The sequence below is a fragment of the Shewanella marisflavi genome, from assembly GCF_023283925.1.
Lineage (GTDB): Bacteria > Pseudomonadota > Gammaproteobacteria > Enterobacterales > Shewanellaceae > Shewanella > Shewanella marisflavi.
In genome coordinates, this window is the sequence record NZ_JAKIKX010000003.1 from 62697 (window position 1) to 86336 (window position 23640).

A 23640-nucleotide genomic window follows, 5' to 3' on the forward strand; every position below is an offset into this window, starting at 1 on the left:
GATTTTCAACTCAATATCAAAAACTTGTAAAGAATTAGTAATTAATCAGGAGCTAAAGATGGCGACCTACAAATATGTAACTACAGAACAGATTGGCAATGTGGGAGTGGTGACTTTTAATCGCCCTGAAGCATTAAATGCCTTGAACGAACAAGTAGAAATGGATGTGACCGATGCACTGAAAGCCTTCGATGCAGATGACGCGATAGGCTGCATGGTACTGGCGGGTGGCGACAAAGCCTTTTGTGCTGGCGCAGACCTAAAGTGGATTGCCTCACAAGACTTTGATTCGGCTTATCGTGGCAACCTTGCGGCCTATATGGACCAAGTGGCTAAGCTGCGTAAACCAGTAGTGGCAGCTGTGCGTGGTTTTGCCTTTGGTGGCGGCACCGAAATCGCTTTGATGTGCGACATCATCATTGCCGATAGCACCGCTAAATTTGCCTTACCTGAAGTGACGCTAGGCGTGATTCCTGGCGGCGGTGGTCCGGCTCGATTAACGCGTGCGGTAGGCAAAGCCAAGGCCATGTATTACATCCTGACTGGCAAATCTTTCAGCGCCGAAGAAGCAGAGCGCATCGGCTTGATCACTAAAGTCGTTGAAGACGGTCAATTATTCGATGAAGCCATGGCTGTAGCAAGTGCCATTGCCAGCAACCCCCGTTTAGCCGTGTTAGCGGGTAAAGAAGCCGTTAACCAACAAGCCGAAGTGCCACTGGCACCTGGGCTTAACCTTGAGCGTCGCTTATTCCATGGCCTGTTTGGTACAGAAGATCAGCGCGAAGGCATGACTGCATTTGCCGAAAAACGTAAACCTAATTACAAAAAATATTAATTTTCACAGGTAAGTATTGAGGAAAATATTATGAGTAAAGTAATCGTCGAAAAGAACAAGGGTATTGTGCATGTAAAAATCAACCGTCCTGAGGTGATGAATGCCTGTGATGGTGAAACCTATAATGCGATCGCCGATGCCTGGGATGAGCTGGAAAACGACCCAACGCTGCGTGTTGGTATCATCAGCGGTGAAGGTCGCGCATTCTGTGTGGGCACTGATATCAAATGGGTGAACTCTCCTGCGGCCGATGGTTTTGTTGACCGCCTATACCCACGTCTTATGACCATGACAAAACCTGTTATTGCGGCTATTCACGGCCACTGTAACGGTGGTGGTTTGGAGCAAGCTTTAGGAGCGGATATCCGCGTGTGTGCCGATAATGCACACTTTGGTTTTGGTGAGATTCGTCTTGGCTGGATCCCTGGTGGTCACGGTACCCAACGTTTACCACGCGTGATCCCTCTGGGCAACGCGCTGGAATTGCTTTACACAGGTAACCGCATCGATGCCCCAGAAGCGCTACGTCTTGGCTTAGTTAATCACATGGTTCCCGCTGAAGAGTTAATGGCGAAATGTGAGCAGATCGCCAAAGATATCGTCAGTTCGGCACCACTTGCCGTACAGAAAATGAAATCTACCGTAATGAACGGCTTAGATCTACCACTGCCTGAAGCAGTGAAACTTGAGAAAGCAGCGTTTGAATGGCTAATGGCTACTGAAGATGCCAATGAGGGTGCTACCGCCTTTGCTGAAAAACGTGCACCTAACTGGCAAGCAAAATAACGGCTGGTGGCTAGGTATTTAGCTTTAAGCTTATAAGGCCGCTATGGCTTATAGACTTTATGAAACAAGATATTGTTTATAGGATTCATCATGAAAAAGTTTAGTCAAGTCTCCAAATCTGTGCTTTTAGCCTCTGCGTTTGCTTGCGTTTTGCCGCAAGCGATGGCTCAAGATAAAACACCTCTTATTGAGTTTAAAAATGGTTTTCCAATAGAGCTCGAGAAGGCCACCCGTGAGGCAAACTATGGCGAGCTGTTTTTAGGCGGTGATATTTCTGCTTATTTCAACATGCGCGCTTCTGAGTTTTTACCTACGGCAGTGTTACCCGCTCGCCAAGCGGTGATGCCATTGGGTCAAAAGCCAATGCCTGAAGTGGGCTTAATAAAATCTGACATGACGTCAGAGAGTAAGTTAAAAGGGCCGCTGACGCTGGATCAGTTTTTAGAGCAATCTGATGGTGCCCAGGGTTTCCTCGTGGTGCACAAAGGCAATATCGTATACGAAAAATACCCACGGATGCGCCAAGAGGATGTTCATGTTTGGATGTCTTCAGCGAAACCTACCGCTAGTTTATTGATCGACATGCTTATCAGTGAAGGCAAAATTGACGAAAATGCCCCAGTAACTAACTACTTAACTTATTTTAAAGGCACCGATTGGGACGGCATTACCACACGCGATATCTTGGATATGGCGACCGGTATGGATTTGGAAGATACCAGCGAGTCTCGCTTTGATCCCAATAACGTGGCACGCCGTGTTTATGAAGCTGAATTTGGTTTCCCTAATGAAAAACACGGTTTAGAAACTTTGGCAGAAGTACTTAAAAGCACTAAAGCTAAAGAAGAACCAGGTTTGTCTTTTCAGTACGCTTCAGGCCTCACTCAAATGTTAGTGCTTATTGCTGAAGAAGTAGAGCATGAACGTTGGCATCAAATATTTGACCGCCGAGTATGGTCAAAAGTGGGCGCTGAAGGTTCGCTACAGTTACACATGACTACAGACGGTATTGTGGCGGCTCATGGTTTAATCTCTAGCAACCTGAGAGACTTCGCACGCTTTGGTATGCTTTACACGCCAAGCTGGAACAAAATCGCTACCGAACAAGTAGTTTCAGATGACATTCTAAAACGCATTCAAACTGAAAAACGTTCTCACGAATTCTTTATGAAAGGCTTCGATGGCGCTGTTATGGAAGACTATTTAGGTTCTACCGATATCGTTGCTAACAGCCGCCAGTGGGATGTACTTTGGGCTGATGGCGATATGTGGAAAGGTGGTTTGATGACTCAAGGTTTATATGTATCACCTAGCCGAGACCTAGTGATTGTATATTTCAACGTCAATAACGAAGACCACTCTGGCCACCGCTATGCGCGTAAAATTGCCACGTCAGGCTTATTCGACAAATAAACCGCGCTTAATCGCAAGTTGAATACTCGTAAGGCGGCACCCAATGGGTGCCGCTTTTGTATTGCTGGCGTAGATACGTTTTCACTTAAAGCCGGGGGGCATAGTGTTATAGGCGTTCATTGCAGTCGCTAGAAAGTGTCTAGGTTTCTCGCGCCTTAACAAGTGGCTGTCCGACGCGGAGGATGAATTTTTATGCAATATACCGGATTCAATCTAAACCAGTTGTTGCCGGGCAAGTAGGTTGCCAAAGCCCCTAAATTAGCGACTATTGGCAAGACTGCGGTGAGAAGATCACAAAATTTGCATTTGCGTGATGTGAGATAAAATTCTTTAAGCTTGTCTAATGTAGCGACTCCAGAAGTGCCCAAACTATGACATTGTTCAAAAAAAACTGGGATAAATACTTCCATAATGAAATCAAGTCAGTACTAACGCCTAGAATTGGCATCGATTGGAGAAGGTAAGATGAGATTTCAACAACTTAATGAACAGTTGGCATATGTCTCTAAGTGTCGCTTGGAAATGGCCCGTCTGTATGCGCGTTTGCATAGTGCTGTAGATTCTTCTCGTGTGAAGTTGATGCTGGAGTATTTGCAGCAACATGAAAAAGAAGTGTCTCAGAAGATAGATGATTACATCGAAGAGGCACCATCTCGTCTGTTAGAGCTGTGGTACAACGATATCGTGTTCGAAGACTTTATCAAACGCTGCCAGGAGGTGATTCCTGCGGCCAATATGAATGAAGATGATCTGTTAGAGTTGCACCTGGATCTGGATAATCGTTTGATCGGTCTGTTTGAGAAGACGGCCGAATCCTCTGTGCCGGGTGATGTGAAAAATGCTTTAAATGATCTGGTGCGTGTCGAAAAGATCCAGCAACAACGTCTGGTGCATAGCAGCCTGAGAATGGAAGATATTTAACCCGGCAATATGTTGTAACGCTTGTTAAAAAAGGTGCCTTGTGCGCCTTTTTTGTTTGTGATGCTAAATATTGAGTGTTTTATCGTGCACCCCCCTATTTTAAATCGCTTTTTTGTTCTTACCTTTCTTTTTTATTTGCGTAATCATCCCTGTTAAAGCCAGTTGTTGTGATAGTAATCTAACTGATTATGGCTATTAGGGGGCTATTTGTTGTCTGGGTGGCGATAACTGCCTCTCAAGTCTTTTGAGTCTCCCTGTTGTTTTAGGCCGCGATTTCTTGTGCCAGATCAAACTTCTATCATTCAGTGCTGTTTGACATGAATCTATTGGCGATTAAAAGCTCAAATATCGAATATGCTTAAGAGATTGGCTAGGGAGCCCGAAAAGATGAGATTTGTAAAGGAGATTCCAGATGTTGTTTAGTGACGGGCAGCTTCCATCTGCGTTATATACGGCGCAAGCAATAAGGGAAGCCGAAGCGCGCATGATCGCGTCCGGTGAGGCAAGTTTATGCGAATTGATCGGCAAGGCAGGTCAATCGGCTTTCGAGCTATTACAGCGCGAAGGGAAGCTCAATAACAAAATTCTGGTATTGGCCGGCTATGGCAACAACGGGGCTGATGCTTACATTTGCGCGACCTTGCTGCTCGAATCTGGCTGTGATGTCTCCTTGTATGCCGTCGAGCGTACCGAGTTAGGTGAGGGGGTCAATTATGCCAAGGCGGCTTTTTTGGCTGCCGGTGGGCATCAATTAACCGATTACAAAGACGCCTTAAAAGAGGCTGAGGTCGTGGTTGATGGCCTGTTGGGCACAGGGGTTAAAGGCGAGGTTCGTGCGCCCTTTGTTGATATCATCACCTTAATGCAAAGTTACTCGCCTTGGATCTTGTCACTCGATGTTCCCTCAGGAATCGATGTCGATACTGGCGCAGGTTTGTTGGCCGTTAGAGCTGATGTCACCTTGACTTTTGGCGCGCCCAAACAGGGCCTAATCACAGGTAAGGCAAGAGATTGTGTAGGGCGACTCTGGTTTGCCGATATTGGCTTACAGCCCTTCTTACCCGAATCTAAGGTGACTAATATCGCTTACCGTCTTACTGATCTCGGTTTGCCCGCTAGGGCAAAGAACAGTCATAAAGGCGCCTGCGGCAAAGTCACAGTGATCGGCGGTGACTTTGGGATGGCCGGGGCGCCTCGATTGGCGGCTGAGAGCTGTCTAAGGGCTGGCGCGGGCTTAGTGGCAGTGATCTCAAGGCCTGAACATTTGACCGTAGTGAATGCGGGTCGTCCGGAAATCATGTTCTGGGGCTGCGAGCTGGTGGATATGGAGGTGTATCAGCGTCTGGGCTGGGCGGATATTTTGCTGATTGGTCCAGGGCTGGGTAAACGCGACTGGGGTTACAACTTGCTCAAGGCAACGGGGTTGAGCGATAAACCCTGCGTGATGGATGCCGATGCGCTGAATTTGTTGGCATTAGAGCCGACTAAGCAAAGCAATTGGGTGTTGACGCCCCACAGTGGCGAGGCCGCCCGTCTTTTGGAGATAAGTATTGCAGAGGTGGAGGCGGATAGGTTCGCTGCCGTCTACAAGTTACAGGCCAAGTATGGTGGCGTTGTCGTGCTAAAAGGTGCTGGTACCTTGATTTATGATGGCAAAAATTGCCATGTGGCGCCTGTGGGTAATCCGGGGCTTGCGAGCGGCGGCAGTGGTGACGTATTGGGCGGGATTATTGCAGCCTTAATGGCGCAAGGGATGCCTATGATGGACGCCGCCAGTGCAGGAGTGGTGGTTCATGGTGTGGCGGCTGATTTTGCTGCTGAAAAGGGGGAACGGGGGATGTTGGCCTGTGACCTGTTTGAACATATTCGCGCCCTGGTTGATAAGATTTAGCTCAGGGCCCGTTGGTCTTTCAGGGGGCATTTGGATGACCCCTTTGTACGGCATTATCGCCAGCCGGTGTAGATAAAAACTTTACTGGCTCAGCCTTGTACAATTGGCCAACAAGCTGCTGCAAAAACAATCAGGAAAGATTAACAGGCTCTAACCAGATTAAAATGCGCTAATGTTTGTTTAGATAAACGCCGGTTTAGGTTAAAGTATCTGGCTCAAAAAAGGTTTGTCCTGAATTAGTGATAGATACGATGAGAACAGTGAAAGTTTATCTTGAAAATGAAGCAGAAACCGTTAGTTTAGGTCAAAGGTTAGCCAGTGCGATTAAGCCGCCATTAACTCTCTATTTGAGCGGTGAATTGGGCGCAGGTAAAACCACATTTAGCCGTGGTTTGATCCAAAGCCTAGGGCATAAGGGCGCGGTAAAGAGCCCTACCTATACACTGGTTGAGCCATATGAGTTGGGTGATATAGATGTGTATCATTTTGATCTGTATCGGTTAAGTGATCCTGAAGAACTTGAATTCATGGGGATTAGAGATTATTTCACTGAGTCGAGCCTGTGTATCGTTGAGTGGCCTGACAAGGGCGTAGGGCTCTTGCCTGAGGCTGATCTGGCGATCGATATTCAATATCATCAACAGGGCCGCGAGGTCACACTGACGGCGCAATCGCGTGCCGGCGAGATTTTGTTAGATAGTTATACATAATAATGATAAGAACTGAATCACTAATAAAACGTATATTATTGATTGTCCTACTTTGTATTCCTTCCATTGCCTATAGTGCAAATAAGCTGGAAGGTGTACGCATCTGGGCGGCTCCTGAATCGACACGTGTGGTGTTTGATCTGCGTGAGCCGCCAAAATACACCCACTTCACCCTGACCAGTCCCTATCGTTTGGTCGTGGATCTTGCGACCACGGCCACGGGCCTAGATCTAAGTAAGATTGAAAATAACAGTAAGCTGGTAAAACGGGTACGTGTTAGTAAACCGCCGAAGAAGGGAACGCTGAGGTTGGTGATTGATCTGGTGAAGCCTGCTAAAGCTAACTTATTTTCATTGGCACCCACAGCCCCCTATGGTAACCGCCTGGTCGTGGATCTTGAAGGGGATAGTGTTAATAAGAAAACGGTAAAAGCGGAGCCACAGCAAGAGCTTAGGGATGTTATCGTGGCCATTGATGCGGGACATGGTGGCGATGACCCAGGTTCCATTGGGCCCAAAGGCACTTATGAGAAAAAGGTGGTGCTGCAGATCGCTAAAAAGGTGGAGGCCAAAATTAATGCCACCCCAGGTATGCGCGCCGTCATGACCCGCACCGGCGATTACTTCGTCAACCTGAATAGGCGCTCGGAGATTGCCCGCAACAGCAAGGCGGATCTGCTGATCTCTATCCATGCAGATGCCTTTACTTCTCCTCAGCCTCACGGCGCCTCGGTATGGGTGCTGTCGATGCGCCGGGCCAACAGTGAAATTGGTCGTTGGTTAGAGCAAAAAGAGAAACATTCTGAACTGCTTGGTGGAGCCGGTGAAATTATTCAAAACACCGACAATGAGCAGTATTTGGCTATGACGCTGCTGGATATGTCCATGGATAGATCGATGGCGATCAGCCACAACATTGCCGGCGACGTACTAGACAACTTGGGCAAGGTGACGCGTCTGCACAAGCATAAGCCTGAGGCGGCGAGTTTCGCGGTGCTCAAGTCGCCAGATATTCCTTCCATTCTGGTCGAAACAGGCTTTATTTCGAATCATAGAGAAGAGCGTCTGTTGACCCAGCGCGATCATCAAAACAATATCGCCAATGCCGTTCATAAAGGTGTGGTGCGTTATTTCGAGAATAATCCGCCCGCACATACCCTGCTGGCGAGCAAGAGCGGTTTCAAGCATAAAGTGGCCGCCGGTGAGTCTTTATCTGTGATTGCCCATCGTTATCAGGTTTCAATTGCCAGCATTAAAAAAGCCAATAAGCTCAAGTCGAATACCTTGTTTATTGGCCAAAAGCTGATTATTCCAAGGGCTTAAGGATCCAAGATGACGATTAGAGTTTTGCCTCCTCAATTGGCTAACCAGATAGCCGCCGGGGAGGTGGTGGAACGTCCGGCATCTGTTATCAAGGAGTTAGTTGAAAACAGCCTGGATGCGGGTGCCACACGTGTCGATATCGAGATTGATAAGGGCGGCAGTAAGCTTATTAAGATCACAGATAATGGCTCGGGTATTCCCAAAGAGGAGCTCAGTCTCGCGTTGTCGCGCCATGCCACCTCTAAGTTGACCTCATTAGACGATCTTGACGCTATTTTGAGTTTTGGTTTTCGCGGTGAGGCCCTTGCCAGTATCAGTTCGGTATCCAGATTAACCTTTACCTCTCGTACCCAAAAGCAAGCAGAAGCCTGGCAAGCCTACGCCGAAGGCTCAGAGATGGCGGTTAAGGTGATACCAGCTGCCCATCCTGTGGGTTCCACGGTCGAAGCGGCGGACCTGTTTTTCAACACACCAGCCAGGCGCCGATTTCTAAAGAGTGACAAAACCGAATTTACCCATATCGATGAATGGCTTAAGCGTATTGCCTTAGTGCGTAGCGAGATTCACTTTACGCTTAAGCACAACGGCAAACAGGTGCGTAACTATCGTCCAGCGAAGACCGAAGCCCAGTATCTGCAACGTCTGGGTCAAGTTAGCGGTAAGGCTTTTGCCGAGAATGCCCTAAAGGTCGACTGTGAGCATAACGGCTTGAGCTTGAGTGGTTACATTCAGTCTCCCAACAGTGAGATGCCTGTCGGCGATACTCAATATTTTTATGTTAATGGCCGCTTGGTGCGTGACCGTTTGGTGAATCACGCTGTGCGTCAGGCGTTTGCACAGCAACTACAGGGCGAGCAGATAGCCTTTGTGTTGATGTTGAGCTTGGATCCCCATCAGGTTGATGTGAATGTGCACCCGGCCAAGCATGAGGTGCGCTTTCATGAGAGCCGCTATGTGCATGATTTTATCTTGCAAGCCCTAGAGTCGGCGCTGCGCCAAAGTAGCGAACTGAGTTTTGAACCTGCATTCGCTAGGCCTGCCAATGTTCCCGCTGCAGAGACGCAAACCGCTTATATCAGGCCGTTGACGTCTGAGTCTCAACGGGGAGAGAGCGGGAGGGAGTATGGCGACGCTCGAATCAGCGAGTCTCACGGCCAGGGTTACAGCAGTCAGCGCCAGACGAGCAGTCGCGGCCGAAGTTATGCCAGTACCGAGCTCCCAAGCCAGGCGGCAGTCGATAGTTATGCTCAGTTGATGACCACTCCTGGTCAAGTAAACCATCAGGCTACAGCTAATCAGCCGCAGATGCCACAGGTGCTAGACGGCCGCTATTGGCTGCTGGTGCGAGGAGCCGAATTGGCTTTGCTTGGTTTATCTAGCGTGGCGCGCGAAGTTGCTCGGCAACAGATATCGGCCAAGCTGGCATCGGGGCTGATAGGTCAGCCGCTCTTAATGCCTGTGTCGGTGAAAGTCGATGAAGATTGGCAACAAACCCTGCTTGAGCGTGAGCCGCTAATTAGAAAATTAGGCCTAGAGCTAACTATTCGTCTTGGCCAGTTGATAATTAAAAAAGTGCCCCCATATCTAAGGCAGAGTCAGCTGGCGAGCGTGGTTCCTGAGTTTTTACAGTGGATACGCTTCGAAGAGCCCACGACCGATGCGCTGATTAATTGGTTGGTTGAACAGTCGAGCGGCCAGTTTAGTTCTGCCAGTGCGCTGTGGGCTGAACTTATGGGATTACCCGAGTCGCAGCAGCAAGACATTTTATCTATGGCTAAGGCTTTGCCTTGGCAAGAATGGTTAGGTGAGCAAACGAGTGAATAGCGAGAGTCAGCCGACAATTATCACCCTGATGGGACCGACCGCGTCGGGTAAGACTGCGCTTGCGATGGCTTTGGCCGAAGAGCATAATTGCGAGATCATCTCGGTGGACTCGGCGCTTATCTACCGTGGTATGGATATCGGCAGTGCTAAACCGACCCAGGAAGAGCTCAGTCGTGCACCTCATCGTTTGATCGATATTCGTGACCCGAGCGAAAGTTATTCGGCGGCGGATTTTCGCAGCGATGCGATAGCAGAGATAGAGCAGATTTTAAGTGCGGGTAAAACACCACTCTTGGTGGGAGGCACTATGCTCTATTTCAAGGCGCTATTAGAGGGGTTATCTCCATTGCCGCCAGCCGATGAAACGATTCGGGCTGAGATAGCGAAAGAGGCTGAGACCAAAGGGTGGCAAGCCTTGCATGATCAGTTACGCCAGATAGATCCTGTGTCTGCTGAGCGTATTCACCCTAATGATCCGCAGCGACTGTCACGGGCATTAGAGGTATACCGCATTAGTGGTAAGAGCCTGACGACCTTAACTGAGGTTAAGGCTGATGCTTTGCCTTATAAGGTGGTGCAATTTGGTATAGCACCTAAAGATCGTAAAGTGCTACACCTTGCTATAGCAGAAAGATTTAAATTGATGTTAAATCAAGGTTTCGTCGAAGAGGTGCAAGCGCTCAAGGCGCGAGAGGATCTGCATCTAGACCTGCCTTCGATGAGATGTGTGGGATATCGCCAAGTGTGGCAGTATCTCGATGGGGAATATGACTATGATACTATGGTCGAAAAATCCATAGTTGCGACTAGGCAATTGGCTAAGCGTCAATTAACATGGTTGCGAGGATGGGCTGATCTAAATTGGCTGGAGAGTGGTGATGAATCAAATCTGGCGCGACTATTAGAGCATTGTCGCTAGCTAATTCATTCACTCTATATAATACTAAAACCAAACCAGAAATTGATGCTGTATTAGGTTTTAATTAATTTTAATAAAAAGGAAATTACAAATGGCTAAGGGGCAATCTTTACAAGACCCATTTTTGAACGCATTACGACGTGAACGCGTTCCGGTATCTATCTACCTAGTTAATGGTATCAAGCTTCAAGGACAGGTTGAGTCATTCGATCAGTTTGTTATTTTATTGAAGAACACCGTCAGCCAGATGGTATACAAGCACGCTATCTCAACTGTGGTGCCTGCACGTCCATTTAACGTGAGCAGCCACCATAATACGCCAAATCAGTCTGCCGGTTATAACGCACCGCATGATGATAGTGCTGAGTAATTTCCTAAGGAGTTCGATTTTTGTTTGAACGCTATGAGGCGGGAGAAGCTGCAGTACTTGTCCATGTCGACTTTTCAGATGAAGACAGTAGGGAAGATATTACCGAACTTCGTTTATTAGTCGAATCGGCAGGCGCTGAAACCGTAGGCGTGATCACGGGAAGTCGTCGTTCTCCAGATAGAAAGTATTTTGTTGGTACAGGTAAAGCGGAAGAGTTGGCAGCTATGGTTGCCGCTACTGACGCCAATGTGGTGATTTTTAACCACGCCTTGAGTCCTGCACAAGAGCGTAATCTTGAGTTGATCTGTCAGTGCCGGGTCTTAGACCGTACGACACTGATTCTTGATATTTTTGCTCAGCGCGCCAGGACTTATGAAGGCAAGTTGCAGGTGGAGCTAGCGCAATTGCGCCACATGTCAACGCGCCTGGTCCGTGGTTGGACCCACCTTGAACGTCAAAAAGGGGGTATCGGCCTGCGGGGACCGGGTGAAACTCAGCTGGAAACCGATAGACGTTTGCTTCGTGGTCGTATTAAGACCATCAACAAGCGGCTCGAGAAAGTCGATAAACAGCGTGAGCAGAGTCGACGCGCAAGACAAAGAAGCGAGTTAGCCACAGTATCACTGGTGGGTTATACCAACGCGGGCAAGTCAACCTTGTTTAACGCGTTAACCGTTTCCGAGGTCTATGCTGCCGATCAGCTGTTTGCGACACTCGATCCGACCTTACGTAAGCTGGACTTAGAAGACGGTTCGGTCATTTTGGCTGATACCGTTGGATTTATCAGACATCTTCCCCATGACTTGGTGGCTGCGTTTAAAGCCACGTTACAGGAAACTCGCGAAGCGGATCTTCTGTTACATGTGGTTGATAGTGCTGATGAAAACATGGGCGACAATTTTGAACAGGTACAATTAGTACTGAAAGAAATTGGCGCCGAAGAGATTCCACAGCTCATTGTCTGTAACAAGATAGATCTGTTGGAAGAAGTGGGACCTAAGATCGACTATGATGGCGATGGGGTCCCAACGCGTGTTTGGGTTTCGGCTCAACAGCGTTTAGGCTTGGAATTACTTGAAAAGGCAATCAATCAATTGATTGGTCGTGCCATAGTAGAGTTGACCTTGTTTATTCCGGCGACGGCCGGACATTATCTTGGCCAGTTTTATCGACTGGATGTGATACAGCAGAAAGAGTATGACGATCTGGGGAACTGTATCGTGTCTGTACGCTTATTGGAGGCCGATTGGCACCGATTAGCTAAGCAGAGCCAAGGGGAGTTGGAAACCTTTATTGTTGAAACAGCATCAATAGAGTAGTTTTTAGTAATCTCGTTTATTTCATACACCTATGGAGTGCTAAATGGCTTGGAACGAGCCCGGTAACAAGGGTCAAGACCCTTGGGGAAACAAGAACGGCAATGACAAAGGGCCACCAGATCTCGATGAAGTATTTAAGAATATTTCTAAGCGTTTTGGTGGTAAAGGTAATGGCGCTGGCGGTGGTTTCAGTGCATTAGGTTTTATCATTGTATTAGGCATCGCCGTTGTCGTGTGGGGACTCTCAGGTTTCTATACGGTGAAAGAAGCCGAAAAGGGTGTGGCGCTACGTTTTGGTGAATATATTGGCCAAGTAGAGCCGGGCCTGCAGTGGAAGGCAACCTTTATCGATGAGGTCTTCCCAGTGAACGTGAGTAATGTTCGCTCTATACCTGCCTCTGGCAGCATGCTTACCGCGGACGAAAACGTCGTGCTGGTTGAGCTGGATGTGCAATATATTGTTGTCGATCCTTATCGCTATTTGTTTAGCGCGGTTGATGCCAATTCGAGCTTGCGTGAAGCGACTGACAGTGCGCTGCGTTATGTCGTAGGTCACAACAGGATGGATGACATTTTGACGACTGGTCGTGATCAGATCCGTCGTGATACTTGGGAAGAAGTTGAGCGTATCATCAAGCCTTACAATCTAGGTATTGAGATCCGTGACGTGAACTTCTTGCCAGCACGTCCGCCTGAAGAGGTAAAAGATGCCTTCGATGACGCCATCGCCGCTCAGGAAGATGAGCAGCGCTTTATTCGTGAAGCTGAGGCTTATTCTCGTGAGATCGAGCCTAAGGCACGCGGTACTGTGCAGCGTATGGAGCAGCAGGCAAATGCATATAAAGAACGTGAGATCTTAGAGGCTCGCGGTAAAGTGGCTCGTTTCGAGAAGTTGTTGCCTGAGTACCAGGCGGCACCAGAAGTGACTCGTAACCGTCTCTACATAGATGCCATGTCAAAAGTGCTTTCTGGCACCAATAAGGTATTGGTCGACTCTAAGTCGGGCAATAACATGATGTATCTGCCGTTAGATAAGTTAATGGAACAGCGCACTCAAACTAAACCGACTAAGTCTGTTGAGTTGGATGCGGTCAATGATTCAGTTAATAGCATAGTAGATAGTGTGAGCATGCCGCTGGATGGAAGACCTTCTCGTAGCGACCGAACTCGTCAGGGGAGGAACTAAACATGGGTAGATTATCTGTCATTATTGCAGCTATCTTAGTTGCCGTAGGCCTGTCATCTTTGATGGTGGTCAACGAAGGTGAACGCGCTATCGTGTCTCGCTTTGGTAAGATCCTTAAAGATGATGGTGTGACTCGTATCTACAAGCCGGGTCTGCACATAAAGTTACCAGTGATCGATAAGATCAAGATTTTAGATTCTCGTATCCAGACGATGGATGGCGCTGCGGATCGCTTCGTGACCTCAGAGAAGAAAGACTTGATGGTCGATTCTTATGTGAAATGGCGCATTAAAGATCACGAGAAGTACTATCTGGCCACTAACGGCGGTAACAAGGTTCAGGCTGAGTCTCTACTCCAGCGCAAGATCAACAACGATCTGCGTACCGAGTTTGGTCGTCGTACCATTAAAGATATCGTTTCTGGTAGCCGTGATGAGCTTCAGCAAGACGCTTTGCGTAATGCCTCTGATAGTGCTCAAGATCTAGGTATCGAGGTGGTCGATGTGCGTGTTAAGCAGATCAACCTGCCTGCTAACGTGAGTTCGAGCATTTACCAGCGTATGCGCGCCGAGCGTACCGCGGTGGCGAAAGAGCATCGTGCTCAGGGTAAGGAGCAGTCTGAGATCATTCGCGCTAAGACAGATGCGAGTGTGACTATTCAGATCGCCGAGGCTGAGCGTAAGGCTCTGCAGGTACGTGGTGAAGGTGATGCCATTGCCGCGAAGATCTATGCAGATGCTTATAAGAAAGATCCTGAGTTTTACTCTTTCTTGCGTAGCCTAGAGGCTTATCAGGCAAGTTTCGAGAAGGGGTCTAACGTTATGGTCATTGAGCCGGAAGGTGACTTCTTCAAGTATATGAAGGACGCTAACGCTAAATAGTTCTCATTGAGTCTGATTTGTATTAAAGCCCGACAAGTTCGGGCTTTTTTTACTCTTATCGGCGCAAGTTACTAATTTAGCTTTGGTTGTTATTCTTGTTTATTATTTTTTGTCGTAAAATCCTGGTCGATTATCTTTTGTATTGCTGCTCTTTATCTTCTAGAATCGCCATTTTTCTATCATAGTTAACTTTGTGCTTTGTTTTACTATGATCTGGTTCTAATTTTTGGCTATAATGAGCCCCGCCTCAAATTTGATTTTTGCGCTTTGGGGTAAAACCCCAAAATCAAAAATTTTTAAAACAAAAATTCCAACACTCTCTGGAGATAAGTGGATGAGCAATGCGCCAGTCGATACCGGACGTCGCAGATTCCTGACCGCAGCAACCGCCGTAGTGGGTGGTGTTGGTGCCGTCGCTGTAGCGGTTCCTTTTATAAAGTCGTGGAATCCGAGTGCCAAAGCGAAAGCTGCAGGTGCGCCGGTTGAAGTAAATATTAGTAAGTTAGAACCGGGTCAGCTGATCCGTGTTGAATGGCGTGGTAAGCCTGTATGGGTTGTCCGCCGCACTGAAGAGATCTTAAACGGTCTTGCTACTCTCGATGATCAACTACGTGATCCAGCCTCAAACGAAGAGCAACAACCTGCCTACGCGCAGAATGCGGTTCGTTCTATTAAGCCTGAGTATTTTATTGCTGTTGGTCTATGTACGCATCTAGGTTGTTCGCCAACGTATCTACCTGATACTTTTGGTGAGCAAGTAGAAGGCGTTGCGTCTGGTTTCTTCTGCCCATGTCATGGTTCTAAGTTTGATATGGCAGGCCGTGTATTCCAAGGTGTACCAGCGCCGTTGAACCTAGTTGTTCCACCTCATCAATATATTGATGACGGCAACGTGATTATCGGTGTCGATCAGGGGGCTGCATAATGGTTAAGAATATTATCGATTGGATTGATGCTCGCATCCCAATGACGGCGACTTATAATCGTCACGTTGGTCAATATGCGACGCCGACCAACTTCAACTTCTGGTATTTCTTTGGTTCTTTGGCCATGTTGGTGCTGGTTAACCAGTTGCTGACCGGTATCTGGCTAACAATGAACTATGTGCCGACTGCAGAAGGTGCGTTTGCCTCTATCGAATACATCATGCGTGATGTGGAGTATGGCTGGCTACTACGTTACATGCACTCAACGGGGGCTTCTGCCTTCTTCGTGGTGATCTACCTGCACATGTTCCGTGGACTGCTCTATGGTTCATACCAAAAGCCAAGAGAACTGCTCTGGTTGTTTGGTATGTTGATCTTCCTAGTACTGATGGCTGAAGCCTTTATGGGTTATCTGCTGCCATGGGGACAGATGTCTTACTGGGGAGCACAGGTTATTATCTCGCTGTTCGGTGCGATTCCTGTTATCGGTGACGATCTAACACTTTGGATCCGTGGTGATTTCGTTGTTTCTGGCGCGACACTGAACCGTTTCTTCGCCCTACACGTTATCGCGCTACCTTTAGTCCTAGTGGTATTAGTGTTCTTACACCTTATCGCTCTGCACGAAGTGGGTTCGAACAACCCTGATGGTATCGAGATTAAGAAGAACAAGGATGAGAATGGCTGGCCGAAAGACGGTATCCCATTCCACCCATACTACACAGTGAAAGATATCATGGGCGTCGCTGGCTTCCTGATTGTCTTCTGCTACGTGTTGTTCTTTATGCCTGAAGGTGGTGGATACTTCCTGGAGAAGCCAAACTTTGAAGCGGCTAACCCAATGAAGACCCCTGAGCATATCGCTCCTGTTTGGTACTTCACGCCTTTCTACGCCATTCTGCGTGCGATTCCTGATAAGTTATTAGGGGTTGTCGGCATGGGCCTAGCGATTGCTGTCCTCTTCGTTCTACCTTGGTTAGATCGTTGTAAGGTGAAGTCAATTCGCTACCGTAGCATGATTCATAAGCTGAATATTGGTCAGTTTGCCGTATCTTTCATTGTCTTAGGCTACTTGGGTGCCGTACCTGCGACGCCGACGCTGACAATTGCTGCGCGTATCTTTACTCTGACATACTTCGGTTTCTTCTTAGCGCTGTGGCTATACAGTAAGAATGAGAAAACTAAGCCTGTACCAGAGAGGTTGACCCACTAATGAAAAAATTACTGATTGCATTAGTTACATTAGTACCATCTCTTGCGTTTGCTGCAGGTGGTGCCAATGTTCATCTAGAAAGTGCTAACGTCGACCTGAATGACAAAGAGTCGCTCGAACGTGGTTTGGATGCTTTCCAACACTACTGTTCAGGTTGTCACAGCACTCAGTACCAGCGTTATAACCGCGTTGCCGAAGACTTAGGTATCTCTGTAGACGATATGCGTAACAAGTATATGTTTAACAGTGACGCTAAAGTGGGCGATCTGATGGAGAACGCTATTCCTGATGCCGAAGCGGCTAAATGGTTTGGTGCGGCGCCGCCAGATTTGACCTTGGTAGCTCGTGTACGTGGTGAGGACTGGGTTTACACTTATTTGAAGAGCTTCTACAAAGATGACTCTCGTCCATTTGGTGTAAACAATACAGTATTTCCGTCAGTGGCCATGCCACACGTACTGGAAGAGCTGCAAGGTTTGCCGGTTAAACAAGAAGATGGCAGCTTTGTCACTATGGGTGGCAAGCTAACCGCAGAAGAATATGATCAAGTGGTTCGTGATATCACTGGCTTCCTGGTTTATTCGGGTGAGCCAGTCAAACTTGAGCGTGAACGCTTAGGTTGGTGGGTATTGGGCTTCCTGTTTATTTTCTTTATTGTGGCCTACCTCTTGAAGAAAGAGTACTGGAAAGATGTACACTAACCCCCAATAAAGGTTAGAATATATTATCCGCATATTATAAACGGGGGGCTTTGCCCCTCGTTTGTTTTTGCTTTTTTAGCTTTTTGAATTTAAATCTTGGAGGGTATCAATGGCTGTTGCTGCCAATAAACGCTCAATCATGACCCTGTTTTCAGGCGCCGACGATCTCTATAGCCATCAAGTCCGTATCGTCTTGGCGGAGAAGGGAGTGACTGTCGATGTTCTGCAGGTAGATCCTAGTGAAATGCCTGAAGATCTTATTGAGCTAAATCCATACAACACAGTACCGACTCTGGTTGATCGTGAACTTGTGCTCTATAACTCACGCATCATCATGGAATATCTGGATGAGCGTTTCCCGCATCCACCTCTTATGCCTGTTTACCCGGTATCACGTGGTCAGACGCGTCTGATGATGCACCGCATCGAAAACGACTGGTACAGCCTGGTCGATCGTATCCGTAATGGCGATCGTGCCGATGAGGCGCGTAAAGAGTTGCAGGAAAGCCTGACGGCTATCGCACCTATCTTTAACGAAATGCCTTACTTCATGGCTGAAGAGTTCGGTCTGGCCGACTGCTACTTAGGCCCGCTGTTATGGCGTCTGCCTGTATTGGGTATCGAGCTAGATAGCCGCACAGCAAAAGAGGTTAAAGCCTATATGACACGTCTGTTTGATCGTGATTCATTTAAGGCGTCTTTGACCGAGGCTGAGCGCGAAATGCGCATGGGTATCTAAATGAAGCCGATGACCCCTAACCGTCCTTATTTGTTGCAGGCCTACTATGATTGGCTGATGGACAATGAGCTGACACCACATGTAGTGGTCGATGCCTATGTACCTGGTACGCAAGTGCCGCAGCAGTATGTTAAAGATGGACAGATAGTGCTTAATATTACCGCCAGTGCCGTGGGTAATTTGCAGATAGGTCATGACTTCATCGAGTTTAACGCCCGTTTTGGTGGCGTACCCCAGCAGGTGGTATTGCCTATGGCCTCGATCGTCGCTATCTATGCCAGAGAAAATGGCGCAGGTACCGTATTCGATCAGGAAGAGGCTTATCAACTGGAGGCGGATGCCCAAGATTTAGGGCTCTCCGTTGTCGATGAGACTAAGACTGAAGACAAGCCGTCTTCAACGGCGTCGCAAGACAAGGAAAAGCCAAAGCGTCGTGGTCACCTCACTATAGTGAAGTGAAACACCAACACCCGATAAAAAAACCAGCCTAGGCTGGTTTTTTTGTATCACAAATCTTCCATTAGCATGTTGCTTTATCGGCAGAGGCTTAAGCTCGAATAGGCAGAGTGGATGACCCCATCAGGACTCTGTGTTAGCATCTGCGCCAGAAAAACGCGACACAACTCACACGAGCAATTTATCCATGATCCTGATGATCGACAATTACGACTCCTTTACCTTTAACCTAGTGCAGTATTTTCAGCAGTTAGGTGAGGAGATAGTCGTCAGGCGCAACGATGAGGTGACGCTTGAGGAGATAGAGGCCTTGGCTCCGAGTTTGTTAGTGATTTCACCTGGCCCCTGCAGCCCCAATGAGGCGGGGATCTCCTTAGCCGCCATCAGCCACTTTGCCGGCAAACTTCCCATATTGGGTGTGTGTCTGGGTCATCAGGCGATCGCTCAGGCCTTTGGTGTTAAGGTGGTTCGAGCGAAGCGGGTGATGCACGGCAAGACCAGCGCCATCACGCACAGCAATTGTCGCCTGTTTCAGGATTTAAATCAGCCACTGACCGTTACTCGCTATCACTCCTTGCTAGTCGATGAAGTGCCAGAAGGATTTGAGCTGGATGCCTGGTTTGATGACCCTGTACATGGGCGTGAGATCATGGCCATGAGTCATCCCGGGCTTGGTCTCTACGGCGTGCAGTTTCATCCAGAATCGATACTGACCGAACAAGGGTTAGAGCTTCTGGCCAATATGGTTAAGTTAGTCCAAAGGCCATTAAGCTAGTTTTTACTTCCAGAAATACCAGCTTTTATCTCTTCAAAACTGATGTCGCAAAAGTTAATGAATCGCGCGGCTTTTTTTCAAAATGTTACAAGTTTTATCCTGCTAATCTCACCGTCCTTTCCTCATTTTATGATATAAAAGGCAGCAAAATAGCAAGGCTCAGCCTCTTGCTGTCTGGGTAATATCAATAATAAGGAAGGACGATGACGGGTGTGTTTCGTGGATTGGGTCTGAGCATATTGACCCTCACCATCTTAGGGGGCTGTGCTGCAACCCCTTCAACTGACAAGGTTCAAACCAAGGCGCCATCGCCTGTCGTGCTGGCAACGCCGCCGAGTGTTGACAGTCAGCTGACACTGAATCAGATCATGGCTAATCCAGATTGGATGGGTATCCTCGCCAAGGGCGAATACTGGAGCGATGACAGCCAGTCAGTTTACTTTGCCCGTCAGGCGCATCAGTCTCCTCTGCGAGACTATTATCAACAGTCAATAACAGCCGGTGAAGCCTCAAAGTTGGCCCTTGATGCCCTACATCAAGCGGATCAGCAATATGGCGTACTAGATAGTGACCGTACTCGTAAGGCCTATATCTATCAGGGCAATCTGTTCGTTAAAGATCTGCTCAGTGGCAAGGTGTCACAGCTGACACGTCAAAACACTAAGGTCGATGGCGTGCGTTTCCTGACCAATGGCGATATCGCCTATTGGCAAGGGCAGCAGGTGTTCCGTATCCATGGCGATACTGGCCTGTATGAACAGATTGCCAATATTAAGATGGCTAAGGCACCTAAAGGTGTTGAGGCGCCGAGCAGCTATATCGCCAAGCAGCAGCACAGGCTGATTGAGTATGTCGCCTTGCAGCAGACCCAAGCTGAACAGAAAGAGCAATATCAGGCTGAACTTGCCAAGCAAGATCCCACAATGACAGCTAAAACCTGGTATCTGGGCGAAGAGGAAACCGTTTCCCAGATGAGTCTGTCGCCCGACGGTCGCTACCTGCTGCTCTCTCTGGTCGATAAAAACTATAGCTGGCGCTCAGAGCATGACATTATGCCCAACTACTTAGGCAGTCAGGGTTATGTAGATGCCGTGCCTGCCAGGGCCCGTGTCGCCGAAGATAAGTTTCCCGGGGAGCGTCTGGTGCTGCTTGATCTGGTGCAGCATGAGAAGCGCGATATCACTATCGAAGGACTCACAGGTTTCGATGAAGATGTGCTGGCCTCGGTAAAGGCCGAAAATGCCAAGGCGAAAGGCGAGACCTATAAGAGCGAGAAGAGTCCGCGTAAAGTCCAGCTGATGCAAGACTGGGGCTGGACTCAGAGCGCTATACAGTGGCAGGCCAAGGACAACAAAGTCGCTATCATGCTCGAAGCCGTGGACAACAAAGATAGATGGATTGCCACCCTTAACCTGGCTGCAGGCAAGCTTAATACCGAGCATAGACTGCACGACGATGCCTGGGTTAACTACAATTTCAATCAGTTTGGCTGGCTACCAGAGAGCGATACCCTTTATTATCTCTCGGAAGAAACCGGTTATTCTCACCTTTACCTTAAGCCAAATGGAGCCAAACCCCAGGCACTGACCCAGGGTCAGTATGTGGTTAGCGACATTACCCTGGGCCCCAATGCCGAGTATATCTACTACAAGGCCAACAAAGACCATCCGGGTATCGACAATGTGTACCGCGTTAAGCTGGCCACGGGGCAGAGTGAGCAGCTTACCCAATGGGATGGTCAGTTGGATTACAGCCTGAGCCCAGACGGTAGCAAGCTACTGCTTAATGCATCGCGCCGCACCCAGCCTAGCGAGCTGTTTGTACAGGCCATTGGCGGAGAGCTTAAGCAGTTGACTCATTACACGTCAGATGCCTTCAAGCAGTATCCTTGGCAGGCACCAGAAGTGGTTAAGGTGCCATCGAGCCATGGCGCAGGCGATGTCTATGCAAGGGTTTATCTGCCACAAGGTTATGATAAGGCGAGCGCTGATAAGTACCCAGCGGTGATCTTTAATCATGGTGCGGGTTATCTGCAAAACGCCCATTATGGTTTCTCGGGCTACTTCCGTGAGTTTATGTTCCACAACCTGTTAACCCAGCAGGGTTATGTGGTGATGGATATGGACTATCGAGGCTCTAAAGGCTATGGCCGTGACTGGCGCACAGCGGTGTACCGTAACATGGGCCACCCAGAAGTCGAAGATCTCAAAGATGGCGTCAGCTGGATGGCAAGCAATGTCAATGTCGATGCCAATCGCGTCGGCACCTATGGTGGCTCCTACGGTGGTTTCCTCACCTTTATGGCGCTGTTTAACGAACCAGAGTTGTTCCAGGCCGGGGCGGCACTGCGTCCGGTAAGCGATTGGGCTCACTATAATGCGCCTTATACCTCTAACATACTCAACACCCCGGATGTGGATGCTATCGCCTACGAGCGCAGCTCACCGATTGAACATGCCGAGGGCCTGCAGAAGCCTCTGCTTATCATGAGTGGCGTACTGGATGATAACGTTTTCTTCCAAGATAGCGTGCGTCTGGTACAGCGATTGATAGAGCTGGAGAAACCAATGTTTGAAACGGCAATCTATCCGGTTGAACCTCACGGTTTCCGTCAGCCATCGAGTTGGTTAGATGAATATCGCCGCATCTTTAAGTTATTCGAGCAAGAGTTAAAGTGATAATCAAGAGGGTCTCCAATGGAGACCCTTTTTTTGTTGCCAACTTCTCGCTGTGAAGTCACTGAATTGGTGTAATATAAGGCCAGTGAGCTTAGTTTGCTGAGGAGAACAGCTTAGGTGGCAAAGTCCATTGCCGGTGGTGTCCGTCCGGGGATCATCATAGATATAGAACACAGGCTTTTGAAACAGATCATCGTCGGCAAGCAAAAAGCCGCGGCGTCTATGTTTGATGACCTAGACCGTGAACTGGAAAATGATGCCAATAAGCTCGATATCGAGCGCGACGCCGTGTTTGAGCGCCTCTCAAAGCAGATCCAAGCTAGGCAGGTGTATGAGGCGGTGTCGGCCCAGCTGATCACCACGATCACCACCACCTTGGATAATCAACTGGCGTCGCCTGATCTCTTGATAAAGCAGTCGGGGATCAACGAGAACCAGATGTTGATGCTGGAGCTTCTGTATGAGAAAAACCTCGATCTCAATCGCTTACGCCTGCTGATCGCCGATCTGCCTTGGCTGGCGCGGGATCTCACCAATATGGTCAATAGTCCATCCTTCAGACACAAGCGGCAACATCGTTCTGACGTTAAGGTGACTGAGATAAAGCTGGTGCTTAACTTTATTGGGGTGGAAAACCTTAAGCTGGTGATCCCCTATTTTTGCTTGCGTAATTGGTTGCCTACAGGCCATGCCAATCTACTGTGGACAACACGTAAGCTGTGGCGATACGCCATGTTAACTGGCATTGCCGCCAAGGCGTTGGCACAGCTTAATGAGCTGGATATCGCCCAAGCCTATACCAGCAGTCTGCTGCACCAACTCGGGATCTCTGTGGTGCTGAAAAACAGCGCTAAGGTTTATGAGAATATCTGGGGTACCTGGCTGCGCGAGGCTAGTGCCAGTCGCGATAAGGAGCTGCATGACGCCGTGCTGGCTACCGAGTTCCCCGCCGAGGAGATCTATCAGCAGGTGCTACAACATGCCCACAAGTTGAATTGGCGCCTGCCGGAGCTGCTCGACTTTAACACCAGCCTCCTGACCCAGACGCAAAAGGAACTCGACACCTCGCTTAGTTATAGTGAGCTTTCCGAGTATGCCGCCTTAGTGGCTCGCGCCAGCTGTTTTGCTAAGGTATTGATGCTCGAAGAGATGCGGATGATCTCGCCGAAAGAGAAGCAGCTGATGTTCGACTATTATCAGTTGTCAGAGCAGGAACAGATACGTCTTAAGGGGCAAAACTACCGCAAGTTAGATCTCTATTGATTTTGCTTGTTGGATCCTTGTTATTTGGGTAAAGCCACGGCGCCTCTAGTGAGGGCTGTGGCTTTTGTTTTATGGAGCGCTAATCCCCGGCAGCAGTGGCCTAAGGTAACAGAGCCGGTGGAAAAGGCGGATTCATTATGACAGTCGAAATGAACTGGGTTACTGCCTGTTTTTAGTGTTATTTGCTGTGGAAATGTTTTACTATCCACGTCACGCCGAATGTGACTATATATTCAAAATATTTACATTATTAGTGAAAGCTTGGGTCGATAAATTTTTTTCTGACTATTTATGCTCAACCCGGGGTTATAAACGCTTGTATAACCTTTAAGCTCAAATCTTTATGCATTTGTTATGCACATACAAAGAAGGCTTGACTAGAGGAACTGGTATTTTGATCACGTTTTCGCTATTAATGACCCCCTAGAAAACAAAATAACCGTCATCGAAGGGCGCCGCTTTTCGAAAAAAGACGGGTACGACAGGCTGTTGAAGCCTTCGGCAACATTGAA

Annotated in this window: 21 protein-coding genes; all 21 read left to right on the forward strand. The window is 48.3% G+C overall.

Annotation, left to right across the window (positions count from 1 at the left end; all coding sequences use genetic code 11):
• Positions 1-58: 58 nt before the first annotated feature.
• Positions 59-835 (forward strand): enoyl-CoA hydratase-related protein, encoded by a 777-nt coding sequence (locus L2712_RS07885; protein ID WP_248977429.1) that lies wholly within the window; start codon positions 59-61, stop codon positions 833-835.
• Between the two features lie 30 nt (positions 836-865).
• Positions 866-1621: an enoyl-CoA hydratase/isomerase family protein gene (locus L2712_RS07890; protein ID WP_033538747.1), complete on the forward strand. Its 756-nt coding sequence runs from the start codon at positions 866-868 to the stop codon at positions 1619-1621.
• Between the two features lie 90 nt (positions 1622-1711).
• On the forward strand, positions 1712-3034 hold the full coding sequence (locus L2712_RS07895; protein WP_248977430.1) for a serine hydrolase domain-containing protein: 1323 nt from the start codon (positions 1712-1714) through the stop codon (positions 3032-3034).
• A 465-nt stretch (positions 3035-3499) separates the two neighbouring features.
• Complete coding sequence (locus tag L2712_RS07900) at positions 3500-3955, forward strand: hypothetical protein (protein WP_033538746.1); 456 nt, start codon at positions 3500-3502, stop codon at positions 3953-3955.
• Between the two features lie 412 nt (positions 3956-4367).
• On the forward strand, positions 4368-5846 hold the full coding sequence (locus tag L2712_RS07905) for an NAD(P)H-hydrate dehydratase (protein WP_248977431.1): 1479 nt from the start codon (positions 4368-4370) through the stop codon (positions 5844-5846).
• A 251-nt stretch (positions 5847-6097) separates the two neighbouring features.
• On the forward strand, positions 6098-6556 hold the full coding sequence (gene tsaE / locus L2712_RS07910; RefSeq protein WP_033538744.1) for a tRNA (adenosine(37)-N6)-threonylcarbamoyltransferase complex ATPase subunit type 1 TsaE: 459 nt from the start codon (positions 6098-6100) through the stop codon (positions 6554-6556).
• A gap of 2 nt (positions 6557-6558) precedes the next feature.
• The gene (locus L2712_RS07915) at positions 6559-7878 is read left to right on the forward strand and encodes an N-acetylmuramoyl-L-alanine amidase (RefSeq protein ID WP_248977432.1); all 1320 of its coding nucleotides are present in this window, start codon (positions 6559-6561) and stop codon (positions 7876-7878) included.
• Between the two features lie 9 nt (positions 7879-7887).
• Positions 7888-9702 (forward strand): DNA mismatch repair endonuclease MutL, encoded by a 1815-nt coding sequence (gene mutL / locus L2712_RS07920; RefSeq protein ID WP_248977433.1) that lies wholly within the window; start codon positions 7888-7890, stop codon positions 9700-9702.
• Complete coding sequence (miaA, locus tag L2712_RS07925; RefSeq protein ID WP_033538741.1) at positions 9695-10621, forward strand: tRNA (adenosine(37)-N6)-dimethylallyltransferase MiaA; 927 nt, start codon at positions 9695-9697, stop codon at positions 10619-10621. Before mutL ends, miaA begins: the two co-directional genes overlap by 8 nt.
• Before the next feature lie 91 nt (positions 10622-10712).
• Complete coding sequence (hfq, locus tag L2712_RS07930) at positions 10713-10991, forward strand: RNA chaperone Hfq (protein ID WP_033538740.1); 279 nt, start codon at positions 10713-10715, stop codon at positions 10989-10991.
• Between the two features lie 20 nt (positions 10992-11011).
• The gene (gene hflX, locus L2712_RS07935; RefSeq protein ID WP_248977434.1) at positions 11012-12310 is read left to right on the forward strand and encodes a ribosome rescue GTPase HflX; all 1299 of its coding nucleotides are present in this window, start codon (positions 11012-11014) and stop codon (positions 12308-12310) included.
• A gap of 43 nt (positions 12311-12353) precedes the next feature.
• Positions 12354-13496, forward strand: a complete 1143-nt coding sequence (hflK, locus tag L2712_RS07940; protein WP_033538738.1) for an FtsH protease activity modulator HflK — start codon at positions 12354-12356, stop codon at positions 13494-13496.
• 2 nt (positions 13497-13498) lie between these two features.
• On the forward strand, positions 13499-14377 hold the full coding sequence (hflC, locus tag L2712_RS07945) for a protease modulator HflC (RefSeq protein ID WP_033538737.1): 879 nt from the start codon (positions 13499-13501) through the stop codon (positions 14375-14377).
• 334 nt (positions 14378-14711) lie between these two features.
• On the forward strand, positions 14712-15302 hold the full coding sequence (petA, locus tag L2712_RS07950) for a ubiquinol-cytochrome c reductase iron-sulfur subunit (RefSeq protein ID WP_033538736.1): 591 nt from the start codon (positions 14712-14714) through the stop codon (positions 15300-15302).
• Positions 15302-16516, forward strand: coding sequence for a cytochrome b (locus L2712_RS07955; protein WP_033538735.1), 1215 nt, complete (start codon positions 15302-15304; stop codon positions 16514-16516). Before petA ends, L2712_RS07955 begins: the two co-directional genes overlap by 1 nt.
• The gene (locus L2712_RS07960) at positions 16516-17217 is read left to right on the forward strand and encodes a cytochrome c1 (RefSeq protein ID WP_248977435.1); all 702 of its coding nucleotides are present in this window, start codon (positions 16516-16518) and stop codon (positions 17215-17217) included. The genes L2712_RS07955 and L2712_RS07960 overlap by 1 nt, the downstream gene beginning before the upstream one ends.
• Before the next feature lie 109 nt (positions 17218-17326).
• A complete protein-coding gene (gene sspA / locus L2712_RS07965; protein ID WP_033538733.1) occupies positions 17327-17956 on the forward strand; it encodes a stringent starvation protein SspA in 630 nt (209 codons plus the stop codon).
• A complete protein-coding gene (locus L2712_RS07970; protein ID WP_033538732.1) occupies positions 17957-18415 on the forward strand; it encodes a ClpXP protease specificity-enhancing factor in 459 nt (152 codons plus the stop codon).
• A gap of 184 nt (positions 18416-18599) precedes the next feature.
• Complete coding sequence (locus L2712_RS07975; RefSeq protein ID WP_248977436.1) at positions 18600-19187, forward strand: anthranilate synthase component II; 588 nt, start codon at positions 18600-18602, stop codon at positions 19185-19187.
• 203 nt (positions 19188-19390) lie between these two features.
• The gene (locus L2712_RS07980; RefSeq protein WP_248977437.1) at positions 19391-21865 is read left to right on the forward strand and encodes a S9 family peptidase; all 2475 of its coding nucleotides are present in this window, start codon (positions 19391-19393) and stop codon (positions 21863-21865) included.
• A 117-nt stretch (positions 21866-21982) separates the two neighbouring features.
• The gene (locus L2712_RS07985) at positions 21983-23128 is read left to right on the forward strand and encodes an HDOD domain-containing protein (RefSeq protein WP_033538729.1); all 1146 of its coding nucleotides are present in this window, start codon (positions 21983-21985) and stop codon (positions 23126-23128) included.
• Positions 23129-23640: the final 512 nt, after the last annotated feature.